The organism is Mesorhizobium sp. WSM4904, from assembly GCF_029674545.1.
GTDB lineage: Bacteria > Pseudomonadota > Alphaproteobacteria > Rhizobiales > Rhizobiaceae > Mesorhizobium.
This window is the reverse complement of the sequence record NZ_CP121354.1, coordinates 5,146,413-5,171,928: the sequence shown is the minus strand read 5'-3', so window position 1 is coordinate 5,171,928 and position 25,516 is coordinate 5,146,413. Positions and strand designations below refer to the sequence as shown.

Sequence of the window (25,516 nt, the reverse complement as noted above, 5' to 3'; positions counted from 1 at the left end):
GCTCCACAGTCAGGACGAATACGGCCAACTTCGGAAATTCGATTGCTCGAGAGGAAGAGCTATCCATGGTCTTTGGCCGCCGACGCCTTCAGTGCCCTCAGCCTTTTCCTCGCGGAAGAGGCATAGAGCGAGCGGGGAATTTCGCGAATTTTGTCAACCAGCGATCCGAATTTGTACGCGCCTGTCGTCTCTCCGAATTTCTGATGGGCATAGATTTTTCCCGGCCCGGTATATTTCCGGCCGAGGAAGTGCTCCGGGATAAGGGTGTGAGAAGGCCAGATGACAATCTCGGGGCGGAGTTCTTCTATGAGCTCGGCAACAAAGAGATTGCCTGTTTGACGCCAAGGATGATCAAGCTGCTGCGGCGGTATTCTCGACAGGCGGTCGATGATTTCCTTCAGGAAAGGATGGTTTGGCGCTGACGCCACGATGGGGGCAACCAGTTGTCCTCTTAGAAACTCGTTCTCATAGACGGTGTAGAGCTCGCCTCCGTTGTCGAACAATTCATCGATGGGATTGACGCAAATACTGTCTGCGCCGGCGATGTAGCCGCCATGCCTGTACAGTATTTCGTAGCGCAGCAAATCGGCGGCGCCGGCATACCATCCCCGCTTCATGTACTCGTTGATCTGAGGTCCGGTCCTGAACTCTCCGCCGTTCAGGAAATCATTGTCGTAAAGCGTGTAGTTCCAGCCGGGATGCCTGTCGATCCACGTCCGCATCCACGCTGTCGGAGCGACCTTGGGCCCAATCCAGATGTGACCGAGATTCCTGGGTATATTCATGGGACAATGCTCGCCGTCTGACCTGCGCTTTCGCGGGTATGAGCGGCTGCTATTTTGCCAAGCACGATCCCCTCATTCGCGGCGGTGCGGCTGCGATCGGCAGGTTTGTGCCAAAGGGGCAGCACCTCCGCTCTGGCGCCGGGTCGCCGGATGATATCCTCGTCATGCAGGCGGAAGACGGAAGTTCGCATCCTGCGTGCCCCACTCGACAAATGTTTCGTCAAAGCCCCAAGCGACGCGTGCATCGGCTTTCCAGCGCGCGCGACTGCAACCCTTTATGCACAGCCAAATCAATGAGCGATAGTCCGACAGTCGATGCGAGGGAAGGCGCACGAAAAACGCCACAACCTTCGCCAAATCGAAAAATTGTATTGCATCGCACCAAAAAACGGCACGATCCGCCCCCACAAGCATTTGCTTTGACACCGCCCGCATTAAGTCCCCGCTAGATCAATATTGCCGACAGCAGCTGCAGTCAACCGAAGAGCCGGAACTGGCGCCAAGGCCGGCCTGTTTTGGCTCACGGCAGCGATGGGGTGCGCCTGGATCTGGAACGACCGTGGACTGATCTGACCGAGCAGGCAGGAGATCGCGTTCGAGGTCCGCTTGCGACCCAATTTTGCCGTTCGCACCGGCCCCGTCAGGCTAGATAGAGCGCCGTAAGCCGCTGAAATCCTTAACGCGATTTTCATGCCACTGGTTTAGCCACCTGGCATATGAGCGATTCCGAGCAACCTGGCCCAGGTTCTGCCCCCGAGGGGCAAAGCGAAACCGTGGAAGCGGGAATCCTGAGGGACCAACTCGCCGATCTCAGGATGGGGCTCTTCATTTCGATGCCCATCGGCACGGTGCTGTCGGCCCTGATCCTGGCCGTGCTGATGCTCTCGGGCGTCGGCCTTGCGGCACTGGTGTGGTTCGCGGCCGTCAGCGTCATAAATGGCGCCCGCATAGGGCTTGCCCTCGCCCGGGCGGACGTTCCCGATGATAGGCCCGATGGCGGGTTGAAGCCGGTCGCCGCCCGGCTTTCGCTTTACGGGCTGCTGGCTCTGGCATCCGGCATCGCGTGGTCTTTTCTGGCCGTGCTGTCGGACGGGTACACCACGTCCCAGGCGCCGCTCTATCTGATCGTCCTTGCAGGTCTGTCGGCCGGTTCGGTCACCTATGGAGCATCATACGCGCCGGCTTCGATCAACTTCATGACGCTGCCGCTGCTGGTCAGCGCTGCGTGCGTGCTGGCGAAAGGCAATATCGAAAATTACGTCCTCGGTTTCACCGTCCTGCTTTTTCTCGCGGGAATGATCAGAAGCTCGCTACTCGGGCAGGCCCGCTTCCGGGAGACGAGCCGTCTCAAATACGAGGCGAGGGCATTCGCCGCCCGGATGGAACAAAACTCCAGGCGGGATCCGCTGACGAATTTGCTCAACAGGTATGGGCTGGAGCGGGCTATCTCGCAACTGGGGCGTTCCGACGGTCCGTTCGTGGCCATGCTGATCGACCTCGACGGCTGCAAATCGGTCAACGACACCTATGGTCACAATATTGGGGACGACCTTTTGGTCCGGGTCGCTCGCAGGATCGAGAACCATGCCCCGCCGGAGGCAACGATCGCGCGCATCGGCGGCGACGAGTTCGTGCTGCTCTTTCCCGCCTCGATGTCCCGGCATTCGGCCGACGGACTTGCATCAGCGATCATCGCGGCCATCGCCGATCCGGATCCGGTGTTGAATTCGGTGCGCGTCGGCGCGTCGATCGGCATCTACGTGTCGGAGAAACCGCAATTGACGGAGATGCTGCTGCGCGCGGATTTCGCGCTTTATGCGGCCAAGCGCGGCGGCAGGAACGAATACTGCCTCTTCGATGCCGAGCTCGACCACGGGCTCGAACGCAAGCAGTGCATCGAGCGCGACCTGCGCGGAGCCATCGAAGCGGGCACGCTTTGCCCATGGTTCCAGCCCATCGTGCGGCTGGATACCCACGCTGTGGTCGGTTTCGAAGCGCTGCTGCGGTGGCAGCACCCGCTTCATGGGGCCATTGCCCCGCCCGAGATCGTCACCGCGGCGCGCGAAACCGGCCTGCTTTCCCTGCTGACGGAGACGGTGTTTCTCAATTGCTGCTCCATGATCGAGGAGCTGGCGAGGAACGGGCGCCGGGATGTGCGCGTCGCGATGAATCTTTCGCCGCGCGAACTCGAGGCAGGCAATGTCGACGATATGATACTGGGCGGCCTCCAGGCAAGGAATGTCCCGGCGGCGATGCTCGAGCTGGAGATCACGGAAGAGGCACCCGTGGATCGCGACAGGGTCGACGAAAAGCTGGAGCGCCTGGCCGACGCGGGCATATCGATCGTGCTCGACGATTTCGGCACCGGCTTCTCGACCCTGGTTTCACTGAAGGACAGCCGCATCCGCAAGATCAAGATCGACAAGGACTTCGTTCGCGATCTGGCCAGGTCCGTGGAAGACCAGGCTCTGGTCAAGGCCGTCATCGATCTCGGGCGAACGCTGGGCATAGAGGTGATGGCGGAGGGCGTGGAAACCGATGCCGATCGCCTGATCCTGCGCTCGCTCGATTGCACGATCGTGCAGGGCTTCCTCTTCTCGGCAGCGCTTCCCATGCACGACGCTCTTGCCTTCGAAGCAAAGCGTTTCGACGACTCGGCCAAAGCCTCCCTCGATCCCATACCGTCACGCCGAACCGGCAGCGCTGCCTGAGCGGCGAGCGTCGCGATGGCCAACGGCCTCGATCCGACTGCAACTGCTCAACCACGACGCCGAGGCGGGTCGATGACGACCCTCATCGCCGACGAAGGCTGCGCCGGCTCGGATATCAGACCGGCAGCCCGAGCTGCTTTCGCAGGCTCTTGTCGAATGCTGACGCGGGGACGAAGCGGCGCAGGAGACTGACCTGGCGCGCCGTTTTTCCCGCCGCATAGCGCCGCTTCGGAGTGGGATCGGTCGCGGCCGCCAAGACGGTGTTGGCGACCACTTCGGGCGCATCGCCTTTTTCGATCGCTTTCCGCACGGCTGTGGTCATGCCGGCGCGCGCGGCGTCATAGATATCGAGCAACTGGTCCGGCCTGGCGAGATTGTCTTCGAAGGAGGTGCGGGTATAGGCCGGCTCGACCAAAGCGACGCGAATTCCGAACGGCCGCAGTTCGTGGTCAAGCGATTCGGAATAGCCTTCTACGGCGTGCTTGGTCGACGAATAGAGCGCGAAATAGGGAGCCGGGATGAATCCCTGCACCGAGCTCAAATTCACGATTCTGCCCTTTCCTTGCCGTCGCATGGTCGGCAGCACCGCGTTGGTCATCCGGATGACGCCGAAGACATTCACGTCGAACAAAGCCCGAGCCTGCGCGGTCGAGGATTCCTCAGCGCCGCCAAGCAGGCCCATGCCGGCATTGTTGACGAGCAAGTCGATGCGCCCCGCCTCGGCCAGCACCTCGTCGACCAGCTTCGCCACGGACGCGTCGTCGGTCACATCGCAGGTCAGCATGGTGACGCCGTCGGATTTTGCCGGTGCCGCGCGACGGCTGGTTCCGAACACGCGAAAGCCCGCGTTCTGCAGAGCCTTGGCCGTTGCATGCCCGATGCCGGAGGATGCCCCTGTGACGATGGCGACCCCAGGATTGGTTTTGTTCATGGAGATCACTTTCTTTGGGTTGGTTGGATTGGAGAAGCAGGAAGTCCGGACCGAAAGCGTCAGCCGGGAGCTGCTCGACCGCTCACATTGTGTCCGTCCCAGCGCCTGAACAGGGCGCTGGCGTTGACGCCTCCGAAGCCGAAACCGTTGGCGATCGCGTAATCCATCTCCATCGGCCGGGCGCGGTTGGCCACGAAGTCTATTCCGTCGGCTGCCGGATCGGGGGCGCTCAGATTGAGGGTCGGCGGCGCTACCTGATCCCTGAGCGCCAGGATCGTGAAGATCGCGCCAAGCCCGCCGGCGGCCCCGAGCAGGTGTCCGGTCGCCGACTTCGTTCCGCTGACGGCTATCGAGAAATCCGCGCCGAAGACGCTTTTGATCGCTTCGATTTCGCCCAGGTCGCCCACCGGCGTGGAGGTCGCGTGTGCGTTGAGGTGGCTGATCTCACGTGGTGAAATGCCAGCCTGGGCGATCGCGATCTCCATGGCACGGCGCGCGCCATCCCCGTCCTCGGGACCGGACGTAACATGATGCGCATCCGCCGTGGTGCCGTAGCCGACCACCTCGGCGAGCGGTTTGGCGCCGCGCGCCAGCGCATGGTTCAATTCCTCGATGACCAGGATGCCGGCGCCTTCGCCCATGACGAAGCCGTCCCGCGATACGTCGAACGGACGGGAGGCCTGGTCGGGACGGTGATTGTAAGAGGTTGAAAGCGAGCGTGCCGCCGCAAAGCCGCCCAGACTGACGACGTTCATGCATGCTTCGGTGCCGCCGCACACGGCGATATCGGCTTCATCGGCGCGGATGATGCGAGCCGCATCGCCGATAGCCTGGATGCCGGCGGCGCATGCCGTCACCGGTGCGCCGATGTGGCCTTTGAAGCCGTGGCGGATCGAGATGTGGCCTGCCGCGAGGTTCACAAGGAAAGACGGCACCGTGAAAGGCGAAAGACGCCGAACGCCACGCTGGTCGACCGTCCGCACCGCCTCGGTTATGGCAGGGAACCCGCCGACACCTGAAGCAATGATCGTCGCGGTACGGATCCGTTCATCTTCCGAGGCCGGCTTCCATTTCGCCCGGGCAAGTGCCTCTTCCGCCGCCGCCAGAGCGAAGAGAATGAAGCGGTCGATCTTGCGCTGGTCCTTTGGCGCCAGGAAGGCATTCGCATCGAGGCCGGCTTCGGGGTCTTCCTCCAGGGAGGGAACCACGCCGCCGATCTTGGCGGGCAAATCTGCCACCACGTCGTCCGCAAGCCTGCGGATGCCGGAGCGGCCGGCCAGGAGGCGCGACCACGAAGTCTCGACATCCGCGGCCAGGGGCGTGACCGCGCCCATGCCTGTTACGACTATCCGTCGCATCTATGCTCCTATCAATCTGAAGCGCCGGCCCGGCGCCGTTCAAGCGGCGACGGTGTCGCGCACCTGTTCGGTCGCCGCATCCAGAAAGCCCTGAGCGAGGTCGGGGTCGTTGACGACGCGCGAGAGGACCACCGCACCGACCATCGTCGAGAGGACGGCCATGGCCTTGCCATTGGGCTTCTCGCCGTCGGTCTCGCCAATCAAACGGCCGATGATTTCGAGATACCCCTTGATGCCGGCTTCGAACGACGCCTTCACGTCGGTCCCTTGCCTGGCGGCATCCGAGCCGAGCGCCGCGACCGGGCAGCCGTCCATCCTTTCCTCGCGATGGTCCATGCTGAGGTAGAATGCGATGACCGCCCCAAGCGGATCGCCAGGATTCGCTGCGGTCGCCGCCGCCCATCGGTCGGCAGCGCTCTCCATCGCCCGCCTGGATGCCTGGGCAGCCAAATCCTCCTTCGACGCGAACTGCTTATAGAAGGCGCCTTGGGTCAGCCCGGCGCCCTTCATCAGATCCTTGAGGCCGATGCCGTCGAAGCCGTGCTCCCGAAAAAGCCGGCTGGCCACGTCGATCACGGTTTGTCGGTTCTTCTCGGCCTGAATGCGGCTCACGCGCATCGTCGGTCTCCATTCTTAGATTGCGTACAAAATCTATATCTCAATTAGAGACCGAACGCAATCTATCAAGGGGATGCGAAACAGACGGCTCGCCGCGTGATCGGTGCGTCGGCTTGCCGCGGACTGAAAGCCTCTCCTTTTTTAGATTTCACTCGACATCTATATAGTATAGAGTTCGATCGAAATCTAACAAGAGGAGATACGAAGATGATCCGCAGAACCCTGGGCGCATCGCTCCTGGCCACGCTGTTGGTGGCGACGCCGGTCTTTGCCGAGGAAACCCACGTCGGACGCCCCATCGAAGCAGGCAGCCTGCACGAGGGACGCCTCGACATGGTGGTCTATTACGTCCCGGTCAAAGGCGACCTCCTGGAGGTCACCGCCACCTTTGCGCCGAAGGGCGGAGGCGATCCGCAGCGCGTCGTCATGGGCCTCGCCGACCGCGACTCCGTGGCCTTCTCCATGCCGGGCTACCGGGGCTCGCTCTACACGTTCTCGAGGTCCGGCGAGAAGGTGACCGTCTCGACCGCGGCCGACAAGCATCCGCGCGCCGATGCGCTACCGGACTGACTTGATCCGTGTCCAACATCAGCCCTGATGCCGCAGCGCCTCGACGATCACCGCGCCATGGACGAGCGCCGCGCCATCAAGGTCATGCTCGAGATCTAGGCTGCTGGCAATCTCTCCCCACGTGGGCTACGGCATGCACACATCTTCTGTGACTGGCGTGACTGATCGGGGCGCGGCTTGATTGCCACGTGGTTCCCCCAATCCGTCGCTGCTTCGCAGCGCCACCTTTCCCCCCTCCGGAGGGAAAGGAAGGGAGCCTTGCTGGACGAGCGTTGACGGCAAAAAGCCTGGCGCCTTTCCTCTACCCCGTCGATCGGGGGAGAGGTGGCTCGGCGAAGCCGAGACGGAGTGGGGGTCGACCAGCGCTACATTAGACAATGCATGCGCCAAGCCGCCATGCACGCTATCGCCAAAGACCGGCCGCTTGGAAATGTGTGCATGCCGTAGCCCACATGGGGGGAGACTACGTGCTCCGCCGCAAGGCGCGCGCCGGGAACAAAGCGCGCCGCCGCCGGTTGAGAACGGTCAGCAATCGAGCGGCCGCGCTTTGCGGGTTCATCAGGAGGCACTGGTGCCTTGAGCGGGAAAGCGGCGGAAAGGTCACGCCATGCCAGGAGCAGCGAAACTTGCGGAACTTGTCGAGCGGCGGGAACCGCTCACCCTCCGCTTCGAGGACGACGGCCTTGTGCCCAACCACCCGCGCTGGCCGATGATCGTCTACCCTGGGGCCGTGACGCTGCCGGACGATCTCAATCCGGCGGCCGTCTTCGAGGATCTATTCAGCACGAATGGCTGGGGCGACGGCTGGCGGAACGGCATCTATGACTACGTCCATTACCATTCGCGCATCCACGAAGTGCTGGGCATCGCGCGCGGCAACGCCAAGGTACGCTTCGGCGGCGAGAGGGGTGAGGTGCTGACGGTCAAGGCCGGCGACGTGGCGATCCTGCCGGCCGGCACCGGCCACCACCGCCTGTCCTCGTCGGCCGATTTGCTCGTCGTCGGCGCCTATCCGCCCTTCGGCACCTATGATTTGTGCACGCGCGCCGAGCAGCACGCCGAGGCGCTGCGCACGATTCCCAATGTCGGCCGTCCGGAGAAGGACCCGGTCTATGGCAGCGAAGGCCCGCTGCTAGCGGCGTGGAGCGAAGGCTGACGGAGTGGCACGGATCGTCGCCATCGAGCATCTGACCCTCGACGGTGTTTTCCAGGCGCCGGCGCGTGCCGACGAAGACACGCGCAATGGTTTCGAACACGGCGGCTGGGGCAATCCTGGCAGCGACCTCAAGATGCAGGAGGCCATTGGCCGAGCCATGGCCGGCGGATGGTCGCTGCTCGCTGGCCGAACGACCTATGAGGATCTCTACGAAGGCTGGGCGGTCCGCCAGCCTGCCAGTCCGATGACAAAAGCGCTGACCGACGTGAGCAAGTTCGTCGTTTCCCATGACGCGCGTTACGCGCTCCTCTGGGAGAATTCGACGTTGCTCTCCGGCGAGGCGGCGGCGACCGTGCGCGAGCTCAAGCAAGATCACGACAAGTCGCTGATCATGTTCGGCAGCGGTGCGTTGTTGCGCACGCTGATGCAGCATGGGCTCGTCGACGAACTGATGTTGATGATCCATCCGCTGGTGCTGGGCGAAGGCATTCGCCTTTTCGAAGCTGGGCAGGTGCCCTCGAGGCTCAAACTGTCGAGCCACGTCGTAACCACAACGGGCGTGGCTATCCTCACCTATGTGTTCGACGTTCAGGAAACAGCCGCTCGCTGACCTGAGAACGGCATCGGGCCGTTCCCTCTACGGGTACCGCGCCTTCTTCGGTGCGTAGATCGCCGGGTCGAAATCCAGCTCCTTCGGCAGCGGCTGGCTGGAGCATTGCAGATGCACCTGGCGGGCGAGAAGCCTTCGCTGCTGCCGCTCATGCTCTTTCACCGCCGCCACCATCCCCATGCTGTAAGGCCCGAGCAGCACGCCAAACCCCCAGCCGGGGTGGTCCTTCTCGCGCCGGGCATAGTCCGCGGCCGCCATGCGGGCCTGCTGGCATTCCGGCGACGCCCATTTCGGGTCCTGCTGCGAAAGCCTCGCTTCGTAGTCGACCGGAGACGTCACACATCCAGCCACCGCCGCGCAAAACGCGGCGACCATTGCAATTCGCATCCGCAAGCCTTTCCTAATGTGCGCGGGAGAAAACACAGAACGCTTCTTCGGGCAAGGAGACGGCTGGACCGGCATGCCGACTCCGCTGACTATTTCCCGATTGGTCATCGCTATTCATCCGCAACAGGCGTATCGTCGTTTGTCGGCAGCTTCTGCAACGGGCGATGCCGACCGAGGGCGGCCAGAGTGCCCTAGCCCCAACGGGAAGGAGGGCGCCGTGTCTTCCATCTATCCGACAACCGAGCAAATGACGGCGATCGAGAAAATTCTCGCCGAGTTTCGCCCAGCGTTGATCCAGGGCAGCCGCCGTCGAACGGCTGCCGCACGCTTTCTTGTCGAACGCTTCGATGGCGAATCGAAAACGCATTTGTGCACGATCCTCAACGCATACGTGAAACGCTTGGACTCGCACCAGGACGCCCTCGCTCAATGGAAAAGTGATGGCGGCGCTATCGGAACAGAACCGCGAACCGAGGCGCGGCGCTGGATCGACAACGACACATGTGGAATGCGACGGCGCGACCGCGAGACGGCGGCGCGTCACCGGTTGATCTAAGCGGCAAATCCGTGGAAACCGACAGATCGCTCGAAGACGACGAGATAGGCGTCGTCTGTGCGGACTGCGCCTATGAGACGCGCAAGAGCGTCGGTTGGCTGCGCGCGCATACGCAGGTGGAATGCCAGGGCTGCGGGGCCATTATCGATGTCGAGAGCAGAAACTTCCGCAGGATCGCCACCGGCGGAGGACGGACCTCGGAGGCTTAAAGCATGTCTCCCGAAAGTGGGAACCGGTTTCGGGACAAAGACATGCGCAAAATCAAAAGCCTAAAGCGCATGGAGCGAATCCGAAGGATCGCGACGCGCTTTAGCAAGGTGCTTTCAAGGGATTTTTCGAGCTTTTCGGAAATCTCAGTTTGAAGGCAAGCGTGGTTCCTGCAAAAGCGCGCAGTCGAGATCGAGTGAAGGAACCCGGACAGCCCGGCCTGCTGGCAAGAGGCTCAAAAGCCGGACTGTCCTCGCCGCACCAGCGAGACTTCACTGTGCGCCGCTTTTTCGCTTTCGGATAGACGAAACCGAACTGCCCGACAGATTGACGGGATACTGATTCAGCCGGATCGGGCAGGACCGTTCCGTCCATGACGGGCGACAAGCGGGAGCTTTTTCTTCGGAGCGGGAAGCAGTCCTTCGCGTTGCGCCTGCTTGCGGGCGAGCTTACGCGCCCTCCGGATGGCATCGTCCCTTTCCCGGATACGCCGTTCCGAGGGTTTCTCGTAGGCTCGGCGCCGCTTCAGTTCGCGAAGAAGACCCTCGCGCTGCAGTTTCCTTTTCAGCGCCCGCAGGGCCTGATCGACATCATTGTTCCGCACGTCAACTCGCAATTCATCTCCTCAGCTGCCGCCAGCCTCAAGGGCTGCGGCTGTTATCCGGGACTGGTCCACCCAAGCCCGGTCGGTCCCCAACAAATGCGACTAAGTAGACGGCATCCGCACGTTCAATCCTCATGTCGCGGATGTGTGAGTTCATCGTCACCGCATATCGGCGGCGGTTATGGTATAGGTGGTCCGCTTCCCACCCGAGTAGAGCTTCCGTGCGCTGATATGGATGGAATGCCGCGCCGCGTCGAAGGCCGCCAGGCATGCGGCTTCCGCCGTTTCCGGCCCCTTACGGCCGCTTGCGCCCAACGCACCGGCTTCGATGAAGAATGGCACCGCAAACATGCCGTCGTGGCCGATGAAACGGACCGCATTGCGCACTTCGTCGAAACTTCGACTTGGATTGGGAAATTCGAGCGGCATGGTCACTCTCCATCGGCTTAATGCATGTCGCGCAGAAAGTGTGCAGCGGTTTTGCGAAAACGACATGCATAAAAACAAAGACCTAAAGCGCGTCGCCTGGGTCCGTTTCAGCGCGACGCGCTTTAGGCGATCACTGCTCTGTAGCCGGCGACGCAATCTTGACCGGGTTGCCAAACCGGCGGGCCTTCGGGAATGCCTTGGCCTGTTTCGGTTTTCGGATATCGCGATTGCTACGCCTTTGTCCCTTGGCCATTGTCGAATGTCCTTTTGAGAAGAGCTGCATCTTCATCATCCCGCGACGCGCGCACGGGTTCGAGGCTGTCCTCTGTCGCCATGCGCTCGTGGCGCTCGGCCTCACTTCGGATGCGATACTGGAGGGAGTCTCCCCGAGCCGGCAGCCTTGCGGTGATCTGATAGATTTCGCGCGAATCCTGAACCGTGTTGAAGCTGCTCTTCAGCCGGACACTTTGCCCCAGGGAGTAGCGATGGGTTGCAGCCTCGCGGCGGGTCAAGCGGCTATTAAGCCTCTCAGGGTGTGTCGAGATCATGATTGTTTACTCCTCCTGCTGCACTGGGCCTTCGAGAAGGCGGATCGATCGGTCAATCAGCCTTGAGCCAATTCGCTCGGCTGGTCGCAATCGACGAGGCGTTCTTGCCGAGGTAGCGCCCCGAAATAGCGGCGTCTCTGGCGCCGTGGGCCAGCCTCTGTGCGGTGCGGATATTCGTGCGCATGATCCTCCCGAAAGACGGAAAGTGCGCCGAAGTGTTCCGCCCCGACTTTCGGAGCGACATATCTGCTGCCAGTACATCCGTGGTCAGCAGCGATTGTTCCGAGGTCGGGACGTGCGAGCGGTTGTGCCGGCCCGGCAACGCGCTATCGTCGAAAATTCGGAGTAAAATGGCGGGTCTCTGACACCGCTAAAGCCAAATCGGCCAAATCAACGAATTTTACATCTAGACCCGAATTGCCGATTAAACAAGACTTCCGTCCGCTTTTATTTTCCGCCCGTCGCAGAACTTCTTATCGCTGGTCAGTCGATAACCACGCAACATCGACGTCTAAACCCGCTATCTCTCGTAACGGTCTACTTGCCGTTCTCGGAAAACAAGCTCTGACGGATTCCGGCCTGTTGGCCATCTCGGTTTTGCGTCAGGCGGCGGTGGCCGAAAGGCGAACAGGTGACACGGCCTCGATCAACGCGCTCGTTGCCGAGCCCGCCGCAATACTCGCCAATTGCAATGCAGACCGTTCGCATTTCAGCAGAATTTCAGAACTCCGTCGGTACGGCGCGGGCGATGTCGGGCATGCTGCTCCAATAGACGGAGGCAGCCATGCTCGACGATCAAGCCCGCGCCCTTGCACGCCAGGAACTCTTCGAGATTGTCGTCGGCGGAATGGTCAATCCCGGCTATGCGCCGCCCGGCGCGCTCATCGAAATGCTCGAGATCGCGGCGATGGACCTGAAGGCCGACCGCGCCCCCAGTCCAACGGACATCTTGACCCCGGCGCGGAATGGTAGGCGAATAGGCTACTGGATGTTGCGCAAGGGCAGGGCGCTGTTCCATGGCGGAATCCGCATCGCAGGGAGTCTTGCAACTCGGCGACTGCCAGCTTGACCTGGAGCGCGGCCTGCTGCTGCGGGATGGGGCAACGGTGCCGCTACGCTCGAAGGCGTTCAGCCTGCTTTCATATCTGGCTCGAAACGACGGCAAGGTCGTCACCAAATCCGACCTGATCTCCGCGGTCTGGGGCAACATAACCGTCACCGAGGATTCCCTCACGCAGGCGGTGCGGGACATAAGGAAGGCGCTCGACGACGGCGACCAAGCGATTCTGAAGGCCGTCCCCAAGCGCGGCTATGTGCTTTCGCCTCCCTGTCGCAAGCCTTCGCCGGCATCGCAACCGGTCGTCGCGGTCGTGCCGTTCGAGGATGGCCGGGCGCACGGCGGGACGTCGGATCCCGTAAGCAGCGCCTTCGCGGAGGATGTGGCGGACAGGCTCGCTCGCTTCCGCACGTTGACGATCCTGAACCGGGAGACGGCGCTTGCCGCATTCCGGCAGGCGCAGGACAACGGACCGCCGGTGACGGTGCGGCCGGACTACTTCGTGCGAGGGTCCGTCGTTCGCGGCGGCGACCAGTTGAAGATCAGCGCCAAGCTGGTCGACGCTCGAGCCGGAACGCTGGTCTGGGGCGAGAGCTACACGGCGGCCGGGCCGGACCTGTTCGCCGTTCAGGATGACATTGCCTATCGTGTCGTGAACCGGCTGGTTTCAAACCTTGAGGCGGCCGCGTTGCGGCGAACCGCCGGTAAGCCGACGCGGGACCTCGCGGCCTACGAACTGGTGACGCGAGCGATCGTGCGCTTCCGCGGTTATCGGCCCGACGACAATAGCGAAGCCTTGAGCCTGCTCAAGGCAGCGATTTCACGCGACCCGGACTATGGGCTTGCCCATGCCTACATGGCGCTGGTGGAGCTGGCGATTGCCGACTACGGAAGCGCGCCGGAGGATGTCATCGCAAGCTGTACCGAGCGCGCCTCGCTCGCCGTGGCGCTGGCGCCGGATGAGCCCCGCTGCCATCGTATCCTGGCACAGGCGCGGCTTGCGGCGCGCGATCATGCGGCTGCCGAGCACCACATGCGGCGCGCGCTCGACATCAACCCCTACGATGCCGACACGATGATGCAGATGGGGCACCTGCTGTCCTTGCGCGGGCGGCCGCGCGACGGGCTGGAGCTGATGGACAGGGCGGTCGCCGCAAATCCTCTTCATGCCGAATGGTATCATTGCGATCGCGCCCTCGCGCTCTACGCCGCCGGCGACTATGCCGGCGCCGCGACGGCGATACGGCGCCTGCCTTACGGGCCTCGACGGTGGTCGCTGCTTGCGGCTGCGCTGGCGCGCGCGGGCGACAGGGCAGGGGCGCGGGAATGCGTCGAACACGTTCGCAGATCCGACCCTGGCTTCTCGCCGGCGAGCCACTTGCGCACGAGTATCGAATTCGAAAGGCCGGAACACAGCGATCATCTCGTCGAGGGCTTCGAAATCGCCGCCGCGATTGGCTGAATGGGACGTGTCACGAAACGGCTCAGAACCTGCGGCTGAGATAAGGCGATCCCCCGGGGCCGAAGCGCCACTCCGCCTCCACGCCCTTGGTAAGGCCGATCCTGCGCCCCGAGACGATCGCGGCCGGATCGGTCTCGGAGCGGGCGCCGCGATGTTTGACGCGAGAGCGTCGGGCCGCAAAGATCGCCGCGACAACCTCATCCGGCTTGCTTTGAGTGTTAGAATACACTAATATTTAATAGCTTGGGTAAACCGAATGAGGGGCGTTAACAAGCCTCAGGTATCTATGGAATTCGACCACAACTTTAGCGGCTGTGCCTGACGACATTGATCGGTAATTCGATCTTGAAAGCATTGGTCGGGTGTAGCAATGCGCCTGCAGTGCTTTCGTGGGGCACTGTGCGTAGAACCGCTGCGCACTTCTGGGGCGACATATGTTGACGAATGGCAGAATGCTTATTCGATACATCTTAAAGTCTGATAAGTTGCTCTTCCTTGCCATCGCATCCATTGCGCTTGTTCTTTACTGCCGGCCGCTTTTTGCCAGAGAGTTCAAGAAGACTGACTGCTGGTTCGAAATACCGCAGGACCGCGCGATGACGTGCGGGACGCTGAGTGTCCCGGAAAACCGTAAGAAACCGAGCGGCAATCAAATTGTACTATCGATTGTGATTTTCGATCCGGACCGCGAACGGCATGAGCCTGTTGTCTTTCTTACAGGCGGTCCGGGCCAACCCACCGATATTGCAGATAGGGAAGACATCGATGACTGGTGGGAATTCATCAGCACCCAAAGCTGGATGATTGGACGCCGGGTCGTTGTCGTCGATCAGCGTGGAATTGGCAGGTCTGCCCCAAATCTGGGTTGCACTCGATATTTCGAGCCTGACCATTGGAACTCCATTCTTTCGGATGTCGCTGCCGATGCCGGCTTTGACACCTTCCGGCAGAAAGAGCTTATCGCGTGTAAGACCGCGCTGATCGCCAGGGGGGTTGATCTCGACTCCTACAATACCGGGGAAAATGCCGAGGACATCAATGACCTTCGAAGCGCTCTCGGCATAGAGAAATGGGTTCTCTACGGTGTTTCCTACGGAACCAGACTTGCACTGGAAGTGATGAATCGGCACCCGGAAGGGATTTCGGCAAGCATACTCGATTCTGTTGTTCCATTAGACGTTAATTATATTGCAGAAGACGGTGAAAGTCTTGAAAAGTCGTTAAAAGTACTTGAGAGAGATTGTCGGAAGCAAGATATATGCATGGAAAACATATCGAAAGCGGTTCAGTTGATTTCTACTCAGTTAGACAGGCAGCCGTTGTTGTTGAGAAGTAAAGAAAAGAAATATCGATACAAGTACTTTTCCGGAGTGGATTTCCTGGAGCTTATTTTTGGAATGCTATATGACCGTGAAGATATCTTAATGTTGCCGGAGTTGATCGAGAGGACATATAAGCAGGATTACGAACCGCTGGCTGAGTTGGCATTTGAACCAGAGGATCTGGAGATTTCACAGGGGATGGATTATTCTGTGACATGTTCAGATAATGGTCGCCCGGATTGGAGCAAAGAAAGTAGCAAATACTGGGTGAAATGGGCTCAGTCGGATGAATATTCGTGGGGGTGCCCCATTTGGAAAGATATCAACGGATCGACGCCTCAAATCCGGCCGCGCCATACCGACATACCCACTCTTTTGTTGTCGGGTGAGTACGATCCGGCGACTCCGACCGAGTGGGCAAACCGCGCGGCCGAAGCGCTTGCTCTCGGGCAAGTGGTCGTCTTTCGCGGAATTGGGCACGATGTAATCGATTCCGATCCTTGCGGGTCTGAGGTGGTTGCCGATTTCCTGGCAAATCCCACACGCAAGTTGACGACCGCGTGCGTCGACCGGATGACGCCTCCCCAGTTCATGAGCTCGGCAGACAAGCAGTGGTCGGGGGGCTCGTCGCGACGGGCTTTGTCGGCGATGTCGTCCAAGCAGATGAGGCTGCCGTTCCGGCTAGGGCACGTCGGTTCCGTTTCGCCCGAGTAGTTTCGGGAGCTGCTGCAAACGGCAGTTCGTAGCGTGCTAGTGGAGGGGAGATCGGACAATGTTTATGTTACGCCGTGCTTTGCTTTCCATGTTGGGTGCAAGTTTTGTTTCCGCCGCCTTTGGCGGTGCTGCATGCGCGAAAGGAGGAGGCGGCAAAGGCGCCGGCCGCGATGGAGCGATGGACATCGGTACGGGGCTGGTGCCCAGTTCAGTCAGCGGAACTAACCCGAAGCAGGTAAGAACCTTCAAACTTTTCGAAGGCAAGGCATGTCGTCGCGACTACGCACGGCTTTGCCCCACGATACCGATGGGAAAGTGCGACCTTGCGGAGAGGATCGAACAATTATCGCCCGCTTGCCGAAAGTTCGTGCAAAACCATGGGTAAAAACCATGAGTAAGCGCAGCGGTCGGGTTGTGTGCGTCAAGTTCTGCAAAAAGGGGCGGCCATGAGGCTGGTCATGCGGCTTGGCGCAGAGCGAGCTTCTTGTGCTCGCGCAGGTCGTCCATGTTGATGTAGCGGTTGGCCTCCATCCAGTTTTCGTTGGTTTCGACGGCCAGCGCCCTGACCAGGCGCAGGCAGCTTTCGGCGTTGGGAAAGATGCGCACGACATAGGTGCGGCGCCTGATCTCTTCGTTGAGGCGTTCCAGCATGTTGGTCGACTTCAGGTGCTTGTGGTGCTGGCGCGGCAGGCGAAAGAAGGTCAGCGTGCGCTCGATGGTCTCCTCCACCCACGTCGTCAGCCGCGGATAGCGGCCCGACCATTTGGCAAGCCACGCGGCGAGATCGGCCTTGGCCTCGGCGAGGTCGCGCCGGTCGTAGAGCCATCTGAGCTCCTGCAGGCAGTCGTCGCCGTGCTTGCGCGGCAGGTGATCGAGCGCGTTCCTGAGGAAGTGCACGTAGCAGCGTTGCCAGGCCGCTTCCGGAATCACCTCGCCGATCGCCGCGACCAGGCCGGCATGGTCGTCGGACACGACCAGTTCGACGCCCCTGAGACCGCGCGCCTTGAGCGCCACGAGGAAGTCCTTCCAGGCCGAGCGGCTCTCGCGATTGGCCATCTCCACGGCCAGGATCTGGCGCCGCCCGTCCCAGTCGATGCCGACCGCGATCAGCACCGCCTGGCTCATGACGATGCCGGCCTCGCGCACCTTCTCGTAGCGGGCATCGAGCACGAGGTAAGCAAAGGGCTCTTGAAGCGGGCGCTCGGCAAAGGCCTTCAGGCTTTCGTCCAGCCGTTTGTTGATGGCCGAGATCGACGAGGCCGAGAAGGCATGCCCGCACAGCTCCTCGGTGATCGCCTTGACCTTGCGGGTCGACACGCCTTGCACGTACATCTCGGCAAGCGTCGCCACCAAGGCCCGCTCGGAGCGCTGGTAGCGCTCGAACAGCTCGGTGGAGAAGCGCCCCTGCCGGTCCTGCGGAACCCGCAGCTCCAGCTTGCCGACACGGGTGACAAGCGTGCGGCCGTAATACCCAGAGCGATAGCCGAGCCGCTCCGGTGTCCGTTCGCTCTTCGAAGCGCCCAGCGCCTCGTCCATCTCGGCCTCGAGGACCTCCTGCATCACTGCGCGGATCACTTCGTGCAGCCCATCCGGGTTCGAAAGCAGAATGTCTTTGACGGCAGCTATGGCGGATTTATCTTCGATCTTGGTCATGGTGGCGTTCCTTCGCGGGAATCAGGTGACGTGAACAATCACCAGCCTGCCATGACCGCCCTCTCTCAGCGAATTTGCAGAACTCTCAGCACACTACCAGCGGTCGCGCAAACCAAGTCGTGTCGGGTTCCCACACTCTATTGCCTGTCGCCAGAAGTTTGAATCCATTTCAGCGCGGCATGCTTTCGGTTGCGTCGCCTCTGCCCGATGCCTCAAAATTTCCGGCTGAGATAGGGGGAAACCGCGAGCCCGAAACGCCATAGCGCTTCCACGCCTCTCGAAATTCCGATCCTGCGCCCCGTGACGATCGCCGCCGCTGTGGTCTCGGAGCGGGCAAGTTCGAAAGGCGGTGCGGTGAGCAACAGCCCGTTATGCGAGCCGTCGATGCCGAGCGCCTGGCAGAGCTTGCCCGGACCGGAGCAAAGCAGCCGGTCGTCGTCGGTTCCTCGCCTGTCGCGCATGGCTGCGATGCCGGATTGCGGCTGGATCGCGCGGATCAGTACCGCGCTGCCGGGCAGGCACACCGCGTTCAGGCACCAGTGCAGGCCGTAGGAGCGGTAGACATAGGCGCTGCCGGGAGCGCCATACATCGGCGCGTTGCGCGGCGTGCGGCCGCGATAACTGTGCGAGGCCGGATCGTCGGGCCGATAGGCCTCGGTCTCGACGATGATGCCGCCGACGCCGGCGAGCCCGAGCCGCGCGCCGATCAATGCACGCGCCACCAAGGTTGCATCGCGGGCAAAGAAGTCGCGTAGCGCATCGGAACCGGCTCCAGGCGGCATGGCGATCAACGCTGGTCGGACAGGCCATGATTATCCTGCGGCACTGGTCGATCGCCCGCTCGCCGGAAACACTGAACACGGCCGACAATCATCTCGATCAAGTGGGGTTTCCCGATCGAGTGGGGCTTAGAGGGCGATCGCGGTTGCCTGGATTGCGGCGTGCGGCGGCCCTCTTCGCGGCTGCAAGGATGAGCCTTCCCATCGCTATCCCAATGAGACCGGCCGCTGCTTTCAGGAGGCCATCTTGCAGCCGGGCATGCCGGCCGGGATCGATCACCTGAAGCAACTCCAGCACGCCTGCCACGGCGCAGACGAACAGCATCGTCTGCACAAGGCGGGCTGGGAAGCCGAGGGCAAGCGCAAGGCCGAACAGGATATAGGCCAGCGCACGTTCCACGTTCGCGTCGCTCAAATGCGGCCGCATCTGGATCGGCGAAAGCGTGGCGAAGGTGATCGCCGCAAGCAGGACGAGCGCGGCAAGGCGGGAGATCGAAATCATCCCCGCTCATACAGGCGGTAAGCCGACATAACAATATATGTGCGCGAGGGGGCGGCGCGTGACGCGCTGAACCGCAACGCGGAACCTGCGAATCCCCCGTGCTGTTGCGGCGGGGTTACAGCGCTTTTCCCCCAACAGGCGTAGTCTTCACGGCATAGGAATGCTGGATCATCCATTGGGCGGACCATCCGGCGGAAGCCTGGTACAAGGCGACCTATTCTTGGGGTAGGGGGCAATGCCCGCCGGCTTCGGCCGGCGGGCATTTTCATTGCGCAATTTCTCCCGGGGTTGAGGCGCAAGCGTGGCTCACACCTCGTTCGGCTATATCCGACCGCCGATTGGCTGACTTGAAGAGTAGATTTGACGTGAGGCATTTTCTGAGGGCCAGCAATGGTCCTCGGCCCGACTGCTCGGCTTTATTTCTGGCCTCCAGGCAGTCGGGCCTCCCGGTGACCAATGCATGTCGCCCAAAAGTGCGCAGCGGTTTTGGGAGAACGACATGCATCGAACAAAACTTAAGCGCGGCGCGTGAATCCGTTTCCGCGCGACGCGGTTTGGCTTGCCAAGACAAAGTCTCGCGTCCACAACGGCAGGGTTAGCGATGAAGGTCGGATCCTTTTCCCATCCAATTCACGTGTTTGTCGGGCTTGGCTTCCCATACGAGATATCGTCCGTGATGGAAGCCTGTCAGGTCTTGGACGAGTGGTCGGGCAGCCGCACCTCGATCCATGCAGCCACATCCGCTGCCTGCCGGTCCGCCCTGGCTGGCAAAACCGATGTGGAATCGGCGCGCCTTGCCTTCGAAGCCTTCGCCCTGGCTCAAGGCATCCTTGCGCCGGACGCGCTGGAAACCGGCGACGAACAGTCGGACCGGTTCAGATTTTCCGTAAACTGATACGCCTTTCCCTCGAGACGATCAGCCGAGCAGATTGCGCGCCGTGCGCATGAATATCCGCGAGCCGATCGGGATCAGGTCGTCCGGAAAATCGTAGTCGGGATTGTGGAGCGAAGGGTGGCGCTCGCCGGCGCCGAGGAAGAACATCGCCGACTTGGCGTTGTGGCCGAAGATGCCGAAATCCTCCGAGGCGCGCATCGGCAGCGCTTCCTCGCTGCGTGTCACGCCTTCCTCGTCCAGCGCCCGGTTCAGATGCTCCACCGCGTCCGGCGCGTTGACGCTGGCGACGAAAATCTCGTGATAGTCGTGGCGGGCGGAAAGGCCGTGCTGGGCGGCGATCTTCGCCGTCAGTGCCTCCGCGGCGGTGCACAGATACGTCATGCGCTCGTCGCGGCGGGTGCGCAGCGTCGCCCACACCTCGGCATGGCCGGGCGCGATGCCGAACACCGCTTCGCCCATCGAGCAATGGGTGACGGTCACCATGCCGAAATCGTCATCGGCAAAGGTGCCGCGTCCGAGCGCCGGAAGCTGCGGCATCAGCTCGCTCACCGCCAGCATCGGCGAGGTGCCGGTTTCGGGCATGGAGGAGTGCGCGGTCTTGCCCTCGAGCACGATCCGCATGCCGCGCGAGGCGCAGTTCACCACGCCGGCTTTGAGCCGCACCTCGCCGAACGGCACGCCCGGCAGATTGTGCAGCGAGAAGGCGAAATCAGGCTGGATCTCGCAAAAGCGCGGATCGGCGACGACGCCGGCCGCACCGTTGCCGGTCTCCTCCGCCGGCTGGAACATCAGCACTACGCGGCCGCGCGCCGGCCTCTGGCGCCCAAGCTGGCGGCCGAGCGCGGCAAGGATCGCCGTGTGTCCGTCATGGCCGCACATATGCGACTTGCCCGGCACCTGCGATGAATGCGCCACGCCCGAAAGCTCGTGGATCGGCAACGCGTCGAGCTCCGAGCGGAACAGCACCGTCGGCCCGGCTTCACCGCTGTCATAGACCGCCGCCACGCCGTGGCCGCCCAGTCCGGTCAGCACCTTGTCCGGCCCGGTATCGGCGAGGAAATCGACGACCTCGCGCGCCGTCTTCTCCTCCTCGTTGGAGATCTCCGGCTGCCGGTGCAGCTTGCGGCGCCATTCCGTCAGCTCGACGAGATCTCGATTGGTCAGGGTCATGGGTTTGGCGCTCCGTTTGATGCAGCCCAAACCAACACAATAGGGTTTTGCTCGTGCCGTGCCACGCCGATCAATTCAAATAGTCCATGAGCGAATTCCCTGACCTCGCAGCTCGATGTTGCGACGGAAAAGGATATCTGTGGCCCGCGTCGCCTGGCCGGTCTGGCCGCTGCGGATATTCGGAGGCGAGCCATACGATCGTCACCGTGTGAAGAAACTCAGGTTTCCCGCCCCGCTCGCGCCGCCTTGGTTCACGTGTGTATTCGCCGGCCCGGCTCCTCGACGCGGTGAAGTTGTCGGCCGCGTCAGCCGCTAACCCTTGAAGCTGAACAGCCGGAACAGGTTCGAAGGACTCCTGTAGTGCTCCCGCACCTCGCGGAAGCCGGCTCGCTGGCCAAGATTCCGCCAGGAAGATGCCGTCTCAGGGTGGTCCATGCTATGCACGTGGGTGGCGAGCAGCAACCATTCGAGGCTGCTGAGCGCTGCAAAATCTTTGCGCTGCCGTTCCCATCGTCTCATCCAGCCGGCCCGGCTCTCCCACATTTTGCATGTATTCTCGTAGACCAGGAGCGTCCCTGATGGGCCGACAAGGCGCCGCAACTGGTGCATCACCTCGAGTTTTTTGTCGAAGGATAAATGGTGCAAGGACAGGCCGACCCAGGCGACATCGACAGCCTCCTCCGAGGCGGTCAGCCACTCTACGAAATCCCCGCGCCGCAGTTCGGCGGCGCATGGCAGACCGGCGATATTGGCGGTCGCCTCGTCAAGCGCTGTCGGCGACAGGTCGATGCCGACATAGCGACCGACGGGCAAGCCCTCCAAGGCAGCCGCGCTGAACGAGGCGTCTCCGCACGCAATGTCCAGGAAAGTGAAGCCGGGGCGTTGGCTTTGCAGCAACTGGCGAAGCACTGCATAAGCTTCACGGTGAAACAGGTAGTTGTTGTCCAAGACCTTGCGATAGATGCCCCACATCTCTTGGAACAGGGCGGAGGGGGTCACGGCAAGTTCGATTTTTGTGGCGGCGGTCATGGGATCGCTCCTCTCGGTCTGGAGCAATCAAGGTGAAATGCGGGCCGCTAAATGTAGCGAACCGAGGTGCTAAAACTTCCGAAAACTTCCAAAAAAAGCCTTGTTGCATTAGCGTGAGCTCATGGAGGAGCGGCGCTACAGTTTTGGTCCCTTCTTGCTCGATGCGGGAGCGGGAATGCTTTACCGACGCGGAGTGCCGATTTCGGTAGGCTACCGGGCCATGCTGCTTCTGGAGCGCCTGTTGCGCTCGGCCGGAACCGTGGTCGGCAAGGATGAACTGCTCGATGCAGCCTGGAACGGGCTGGCGGTCGAGGAAGGCAACCTGTCGGTGCAGATCGCAGCCTTGCGCAAGGTCCTGGACGAGGGGCCCGACGCCTCGCATTCGATCCTGTCGGTCGCGCGCGTGGGCTACCGGCTGACCGGCGAGGTGCGGCTTGACGCAAGCGATGCGCGGAACGGCGCGGCCGAAGCGGACGAGGGGCCGTCGATCGCGGTGACCCGCTTTCGCTTGATCGGCGATGATCCCGACAAGGCCTATTTCGCCGACGGGCTATCCGAGGACATCATCACCGGCCTGTCGCGGTTGCGCGGCCTGCATGTGCGCGACCGCAGCTCTTCCTTCGCCTACGATCCGCAGCGTATCGAGCTCGATCGGTTGCGCCGCGAGTTGAAGGTTCGCTACGTGCTCCAAGGCAGCGTGCGCCAGTCCGGTCAGGCTCTGAGGATCACGGCGACGCTGAGCGACGCCAGCGCGGGTACGCAGGTGTGGGCGGAACGCTTCGATGTCGAAAGCGGCGAATTCCTGGCGCTGCAGGACCAGATCACCCACAAGGTGATGGCCTCGATCGAGCCCCAGCTTTACGAAGCCGAGCGGCTGCGCCTGCACAGCCGTCCCGCTGAGAAACTCGACGCCTGGGGCTTCGTCATGAAGGCGATGCCGCATGTCTGGACGTGGGGATCGCAGAAAGACCTCGATCTCGCCGAGGATCTGCTCGTCAAGGCCCTCGAGATCGATCCCGACTATGCCCGCGCCAACAGCCTGCTTGCCTGGACGACCGGCGCGCGGGCGGCGCTCGGCCTGACGCCCACGCCCCGAGAACTGCTGGCCTCGGCGCTGGCGAGGGCCCAGGCGGCTATCGTGCGCGACCAGGACGATCCCTGGGCGCACCTGTCGGCCGGCTATGTCCATATGGTGTCGCGCAATTTCCGCTCTGCCGTCGACGAGTTGCTGGAAGCGATCGAACGCAATCCCGGCCTGTCGCTGGCGCACTGCATTCTGGGCTCGACTTACGGCTATGGCGACATGGCCGAGGACGGCCTGCATCATCTCGGGATTGCCGCGCGCCTCAGCCCGCGCGACTTCATTCAGGCGGCGATCTTTTCCACCATGGGCATATGCCATTTCACTGCCGGGCGGTTCGACGTGGCCGCCGATCTGGAGCGCAGGGCAATTCAGCTCAGGCCGACTTTCGGCACGGCGTGGCGCACCTATGCTGCAACCGCCGCCCTGGCCGGAGACACTGCTACTGCCGCGGCTGCCCTCCAGGAAGCGCTGCGTCTGCAGCCGAACCTTTCGGTTGCATGGGTGGAGGAACACCATCCGATCGTGAAGCCGGAGAAGCGCGCGCTTTACATCGGCGGCCTTCGCGCGGCCGGGCTGTCGTAGTGCTCGTCTCAGCCGGCACAAAATCCGGCGGCGCTGCGCCGATCACGGGTTTGTCCGCGACCAATTGCACCGGATCAGACCGGCGACAGACTAGTCTTTGTCGAAACAATAGTTGCAAAGACCAAGATGGCTTGCGGTTGCGAGTATAGGGTCGAAGGGCTGGCCGCAATGAATGCATTCGACCTTGGAAACGGAACCGCCGTCACGGTGAAAGGCCACTTGGCGGCGTGTTCTAAGATGCTCTTCGACTTCCTTGTCTGTGAACCCTGACTTCTCACCCATACGCTTTACTCTCCACTCTATGTCGGGAAGCTTTATATCACAATTTACTAAAATGATAGGCATGGAAGTCATGTCGCGCCTTGGCGCTCGATCTTGCGAAGATAGGTGGGTGTGGTCACGTTGCATGTCTTCCGTGGCCGATTGCACACTGCGCCAACGAAGCCATACGATCGAGCCATGCCGCACTATCCAAACGACATGCCCCTATCGAAGAGCCTGTTCGAGCGCGCCAAAAAGGTGATGCCGGGCGGCAACACGCGCACGACGGTCTTCGTCGATCCCTTTCCGATCTATGCCGCGAGAGGCGAGGGATGCAGGGTCTGGGACGTGGACGGCAACGTCTACTACGACTGCATCAACAATTTCACGGCCATGATCCATGGCTACACGCAGCCGGATGTAGCGGTGGCGGTGGTTGATCAGCTGCCGTTCGGCACGGCCTTCGGCGCGCCGACGGTCAGCGAGATCGAGCTTGCCGAACTCTTGGTCGAACGGCTGCCCTCGGTCGACCAGATCCGCTTCGCCAACTCGGGAACCGAGGGCGTGATGATGGCCATCAAGGCCGCTCGCGCCTTCACCGGGCGACCCAGGATCGTCAAGATCGAGGGCGCCTATCACGGCTCCTACGACTTCGCTGAAGTCAGCCTGGACAGTTCTCCCGCCAACTGGGGCGACCTGCCGAATTCGACGCCCTATGCGAGGGGCACGCCGCGCGGGGTGCTGGACGACGTGATCGCCGTGCCCTTCAACGACACGGAGGCCTTGCGCGCGGTCTTCGCCGCTCAGGGCGATTCGATTGCCGGCGTGCTGATCGATCCCATGCCGAACCGCGCCGGGCTGATCCCGGCGCGGCAGGACTATCTGCGCGCCATGGTCGAGATCGCCCACGCGGCGGGCGCCCTGGTCATCTTCGACGAGGTCATCTCTTTTCGCCTCGGCTACTCCGGCGCGCAGGGGCTGTGGGGAATCGTGCCGGACCTGACCGCGCTCGGCAAGATCATCGGCGGGGGATTCCCCGTGGGCGCCGTCGGCGGCCGGGCCGACATCATGGCGGTGTTCGATCCTACCCGGGGCAAGCCCGCGCTTCCGCATGGCGGCACCTTCACCGCCAATCCGGTGACGATGCGCGCCGGGCTGGTCGCCATGCGGGCGCTTACCAGGGAAAGCTTTGTCCATCTCGATCATCTCGGGACGCTGCTGCGCGACGGCGTCGCCGCCTCGTTCGACAAGCATGGTCTTGCCGGCCAATGCGTCGGCCTGGGCTCGCTGTTCAAGGTCCATTTCACGGCCCATCCCGTCACGGATTATAGGTCCGTCTATCCCGGCCAGTCCGAGCGCCGGAAGCTCGATGCCTTTCATAAGGGCCTGCTCGGCCGCGGCGTCCTGTCCGCTAGCTATGGCCTGTTCGCGCTGTCGACGCCCATGACCGAGGAGGACGCTCGAGCCATTCTGCGGGCGATCGACGAGATCCTGGGCGACATCGCCCGGCAGTTCTGAGACGAACCGCCAGGAGGA

26 protein-coding genes and 1 pseudogene are annotated in these 25,516 nt (G+C 62.1%); 13 read left to right on the top strand and 14 right to left on the bottom strand.

Annotated elements, in window-relative coordinates:
- Nucleotides 1-59 precede the first annotated feature (59 nt).
- Entirely contained in the window at nucleotides 60-722 is a 663-nt protein-coding gene (locus QAZ47_RS24960; RefSeq protein ID WP_278231124.1) for a glycosyltransferase, read from the bottom strand.
- Nucleotides 723-1,558: 836 nt separating this feature from the next.
- Between QAZ47_RS24960 and QAZ47_RS24955 the strand changes: the two genes are divergently transcribed.
- Entirely contained in the window at nucleotides 1,559-3,496 is a 1,938-nt protein-coding gene (locus tag QAZ47_RS24955; protein ID WP_278231122.1) for a GGDEF domain-containing phosphodiesterase, read from the top strand.
- A 115-nt stretch (nucleotides 3,497-3,611) separates the two neighbouring features.
- Here the strand turns inward: QAZ47_RS24955 and QAZ47_RS24950 are convergent, their stop codons facing one another.
- The 3 genes from QAZ47_RS24950 to QAZ47_RS24940 are packed head-to-tail and all read right to left on the bottom strand — an operon-like array spanning nucleotide 3,612 to nucleotide 6,403.
- Entirely contained in the window at nucleotides 3,612-4,427 is an 816-nt protein-coding gene (locus QAZ47_RS24950; RefSeq protein WP_278231121.1) for an oxidoreductase, read from the bottom strand.
- A 59-nt stretch (nucleotides 4,428-4,486) separates the two neighbouring features.
- Nucleotides 4,487-5,785 carry a beta-ketoacyl-ACP synthase II gene (fabF, locus tag QAZ47_RS24945; RefSeq protein WP_278231120.1) on the bottom strand — a complete coding sequence of 433 codons (1,299 nt, stop codon included), beginning with the start codon at nucleotides 5,783-5,785 and terminating at the stop codon, nucleotides 4,487-4,489.
- A 39-nt stretch (nucleotides 5,786-5,824) separates the two neighbouring features.
- Nucleotides 5,825-6,403 (bottom strand): TetR/AcrR family transcriptional regulator, encoded by a 579-nt coding sequence (locus QAZ47_RS24940; RefSeq protein ID WP_278231119.1) that lies wholly within the window; start codon nucleotides 6,401-6,403, stop codon nucleotides 5,825-5,827.
- Between the two features lie 207 nt (nucleotides 6,404-6,610).
- On the opposite strand from QAZ47_RS24940, the gene QAZ47_RS24935 reads away from it, so the two are divergent.
- The 3 genes from QAZ47_RS24935 (at nucleotide 6,611) to QAZ47_RS24925 (ending at nucleotide 8,739) form a co-directional block, all read left to right on the top strand.
- Complete coding sequence (locus tag QAZ47_RS24935; RefSeq protein ID WP_278231118.1) at nucleotides 6,611-6,973, top strand: hypothetical protein; 363 nt, start codon at nucleotides 6,611-6,613, stop codon at nucleotides 6,971-6,973.
- A 607-nt stretch (nucleotides 6,974-7,580) separates the two neighbouring features.
- Nucleotides 7,581-8,129, top strand: a complete 549-nt coding sequence (locus QAZ47_RS24930) for a cupin (RefSeq protein ID WP_278231117.1) — start codon at nucleotides 7,581-7,583, stop codon at nucleotides 8,127-8,129.
- A gap of 4 nt (nucleotides 8,130-8,133) precedes the next feature.
- Nucleotides 8,134-8,739 carry a dihydrofolate reductase family protein gene (locus tag QAZ47_RS24925; RefSeq protein ID WP_278231116.1) on the top strand — a complete coding sequence of 202 codons (606 nt, stop codon included), beginning with the start codon at nucleotides 8,134-8,136 and terminating at the stop codon, nucleotides 8,737-8,739.
- 27 nt (nucleotides 8,740-8,766) lie between these two features.
- Here the strand turns inward: QAZ47_RS24925 and QAZ47_RS24920 are convergent, their stop codons facing one another.
- Entirely contained in the window at nucleotides 8,767-9,126 is a 360-nt protein-coding gene (locus QAZ47_RS24920; RefSeq protein WP_278233868.1) for a hypothetical protein, read from the bottom strand.
- A gap of 217 nt (nucleotides 9,127-9,343) precedes the next feature.
- Here QAZ47_RS24920 and QAZ47_RS24915 point away from each other — a divergent pair, with 217 nt between their 5' ends.
- On the top strand, nucleotides 9,344-9,682 hold the full coding sequence (locus QAZ47_RS24915; RefSeq protein WP_278231115.1) for a hypothetical protein: 339 nt from the start codon (nucleotides 9,344-9,346) through the stop codon (nucleotides 9,680-9,682).
- 11 nt (nucleotides 9,683-9,693) lie between these two features.
- Nucleotides 9,694-9,891, top strand: coding sequence for a hypothetical protein (locus QAZ47_RS24910; protein ID WP_278203410.1), 198 nt, complete (start codon nucleotides 9,694-9,696; stop codon nucleotides 9,889-9,891).
- A 341-nt stretch (nucleotides 9,892-10,232) separates the two neighbouring features.
- Here QAZ47_RS24910 and rpsU read toward each other — a convergent pair whose 3' ends face one another.
- The 3 genes from rpsU to QAZ47_RS24895 all read right to left on the bottom strand — a co-directional run bounded on the left by rpsU (nucleotide 10,233) and on the right by QAZ47_RS24895 (nucleotide 11,470).
- Nucleotides 10,233-10,505 (bottom strand): 30S ribosomal protein S21, encoded by a 273-nt coding sequence (rpsU, locus tag QAZ47_RS24905; RefSeq protein ID WP_278231114.1) that lies wholly within the window; start codon nucleotides 10,503-10,505, stop codon nucleotides 10,233-10,235.
- Nucleotides 10,506-10,652: 147 nt separating this feature from the next.
- Entirely contained in the window at nucleotides 10,653-10,922 is a 270-nt protein-coding gene (locus tag QAZ47_RS24900; RefSeq protein WP_278231113.1) for a DUF1488 family protein, read from the bottom strand.
- Nucleotides 10,923-11,152: 230 nt separating this feature from the next.
- Nucleotides 11,153-11,470 carry a hypothetical protein gene (locus QAZ47_RS24895; protein WP_278231112.1) on the bottom strand — a complete coding sequence of 106 codons (318 nt, stop codon included), beginning with the start codon at nucleotides 11,468-11,470 and terminating at the stop codon, nucleotides 11,153-11,155.
- A gap of 784 nt (nucleotides 11,471-12,254) precedes the next feature.
- Here QAZ47_RS24895 and QAZ47_RS24890 point away from each other — a divergent pair.
- Entirely contained in the window at nucleotides 12,255-12,539 is a 285-nt protein-coding gene (locus QAZ47_RS24890) for a hypothetical protein (RefSeq protein WP_278203406.1), read from the top strand.
- Complete coding sequence (locus QAZ47_RS24885) at nucleotides 12,487-13,989, top strand: winged helix-turn-helix domain-containing protein (RefSeq protein WP_278231111.1); 1,503 nt, start codon at nucleotides 12,487-12,489, stop codon at nucleotides 13,987-13,989. Before QAZ47_RS24890 ends, QAZ47_RS24885 begins: the two co-directional genes overlap by 53 nt.
- Nucleotides 13,990-14,011: 22 nt before the next feature.
- On the opposite strand, the pseudogene QAZ47_RS24880 reads toward QAZ47_RS24885, so the two are convergent.
- A pseudogene (locus QAZ47_RS24880) lies at nucleotides 14,012-14,107 on the bottom strand (3-methyladenine DNA glycosylase); the annotation flags it as partial.
- Nucleotides 14,108-14,441: 334 nt separating this feature from the next.
- Here QAZ47_RS24880 and QAZ47_RS24875 point away from each other — a divergent pair.
- Both QAZ47_RS24875 and QAZ47_RS24870 read left to right on the top strand, forming a co-directional pair.
- Nucleotides 14,442-16,025, top strand: coding sequence for an alpha/beta hydrolase (locus QAZ47_RS24875; RefSeq protein ID WP_278231110.1), 1,584 nt, complete (start codon nucleotides 14,442-14,444; stop codon nucleotides 16,023-16,025).
- Between the two features lie 58 nt (nucleotides 16,026-16,083).
- Nucleotides 16,084-16,410, top strand: coding sequence for a hypothetical protein (locus QAZ47_RS24870; RefSeq protein WP_278231109.1), 327 nt, complete (start codon nucleotides 16,084-16,086; stop codon nucleotides 16,408-16,410).
- A gap of 71 nt (nucleotides 16,411-16,481) precedes the next feature.
- On the opposite strand, the gene QAZ47_RS24865 is transcribed toward QAZ47_RS24870, so the two are convergent.
- The 3 genes from QAZ47_RS24865 to QAZ47_RS24855 form a co-directional block, all read right to left on the bottom strand.
- Nucleotides 16,482-17,678 carry an IS256 family transposase gene (locus QAZ47_RS24865; RefSeq protein WP_278203348.1) on the bottom strand — a complete coding sequence of 399 codons (1,197 nt, stop codon included), beginning with the start codon at nucleotides 17,676-17,678 and terminating at the stop codon, nucleotides 16,482-16,484.
- Between the two features lie 212 nt (nucleotides 17,679-17,890).
- Nucleotides 17,891-18,460, bottom strand: a complete 570-nt coding sequence (locus tag QAZ47_RS24860; protein WP_278231107.1) for a DNA-3-methyladenine glycosylase — start codon at nucleotides 18,458-18,460, stop codon at nucleotides 17,891-17,893.
- A 97-nt stretch (nucleotides 18,461-18,557) separates the two neighbouring features.
- Nucleotides 18,558-18,959 carry a VanZ family protein gene (locus tag QAZ47_RS24855; RefSeq protein WP_278231106.1) on the bottom strand — a complete coding sequence of 134 codons (402 nt, stop codon included), beginning with the start codon at nucleotides 18,957-18,959 and terminating at the stop codon, nucleotides 18,558-18,560.
- Between the two features lie 601 nt (nucleotides 18,960-19,560).
- Here QAZ47_RS24855 and QAZ47_RS24850 point away from each other — a divergent pair.
- Nucleotides 19,561-19,854 (top strand): DUF982 domain-containing protein, encoded by a 294-nt coding sequence (locus QAZ47_RS24850; RefSeq protein ID WP_278203400.1) that lies wholly within the window; start codon nucleotides 19,561-19,563, stop codon nucleotides 19,852-19,854.
- A gap of 21 nt (nucleotides 19,855-19,875) precedes the next feature.
- Here QAZ47_RS24850 and QAZ47_RS24845 read toward each other — a convergent pair whose 3' ends face one another.
- The gene (locus QAZ47_RS24845) at nucleotides 19,876-21,024 is read right to left on the bottom strand and encodes an amidohydrolase (RefSeq protein WP_278231105.1); all 1,149 of its coding nucleotides are present in this window, start codon (nucleotides 21,022-21,024) and stop codon (nucleotides 19,876-19,878) included.
- Between the two features lie 312 nt (nucleotides 21,025-21,336).
- Nucleotides 21,337-22,053 carry a class I SAM-dependent methyltransferase gene (locus tag QAZ47_RS24840; RefSeq protein WP_278231104.1) on the bottom strand — a complete coding sequence of 239 codons (717 nt, stop codon included), beginning with the start codon at nucleotides 22,051-22,053 and terminating at the stop codon, nucleotides 21,337-21,339.
- Nucleotides 22,054-22,228: 175 nt separating this feature from the next.
- On the opposite strand from QAZ47_RS24840, the gene QAZ47_RS24835 reads away from it, so the two are divergent.
- Both QAZ47_RS24835 and QAZ47_RS24830 read left to right on the top strand, forming a co-directional pair.
- Entirely contained in the window at nucleotides 22,229-23,719 is a 1,491-nt protein-coding gene (locus QAZ47_RS24835; RefSeq protein ID WP_278231103.1) for a winged helix-turn-helix domain-containing protein, read from the top strand.
- Nucleotides 23,720-24,178: 459 nt separating this feature from the next.
- Entirely contained in the window at nucleotides 24,179-25,498 is a 1,320-nt protein-coding gene (locus QAZ47_RS24830) for an aspartate aminotransferase family protein (protein ID WP_278231102.1), read from the top strand.
- The last annotated feature ends 18 nt before the right edge of the window (nucleotides 25,499-25,516 follow it).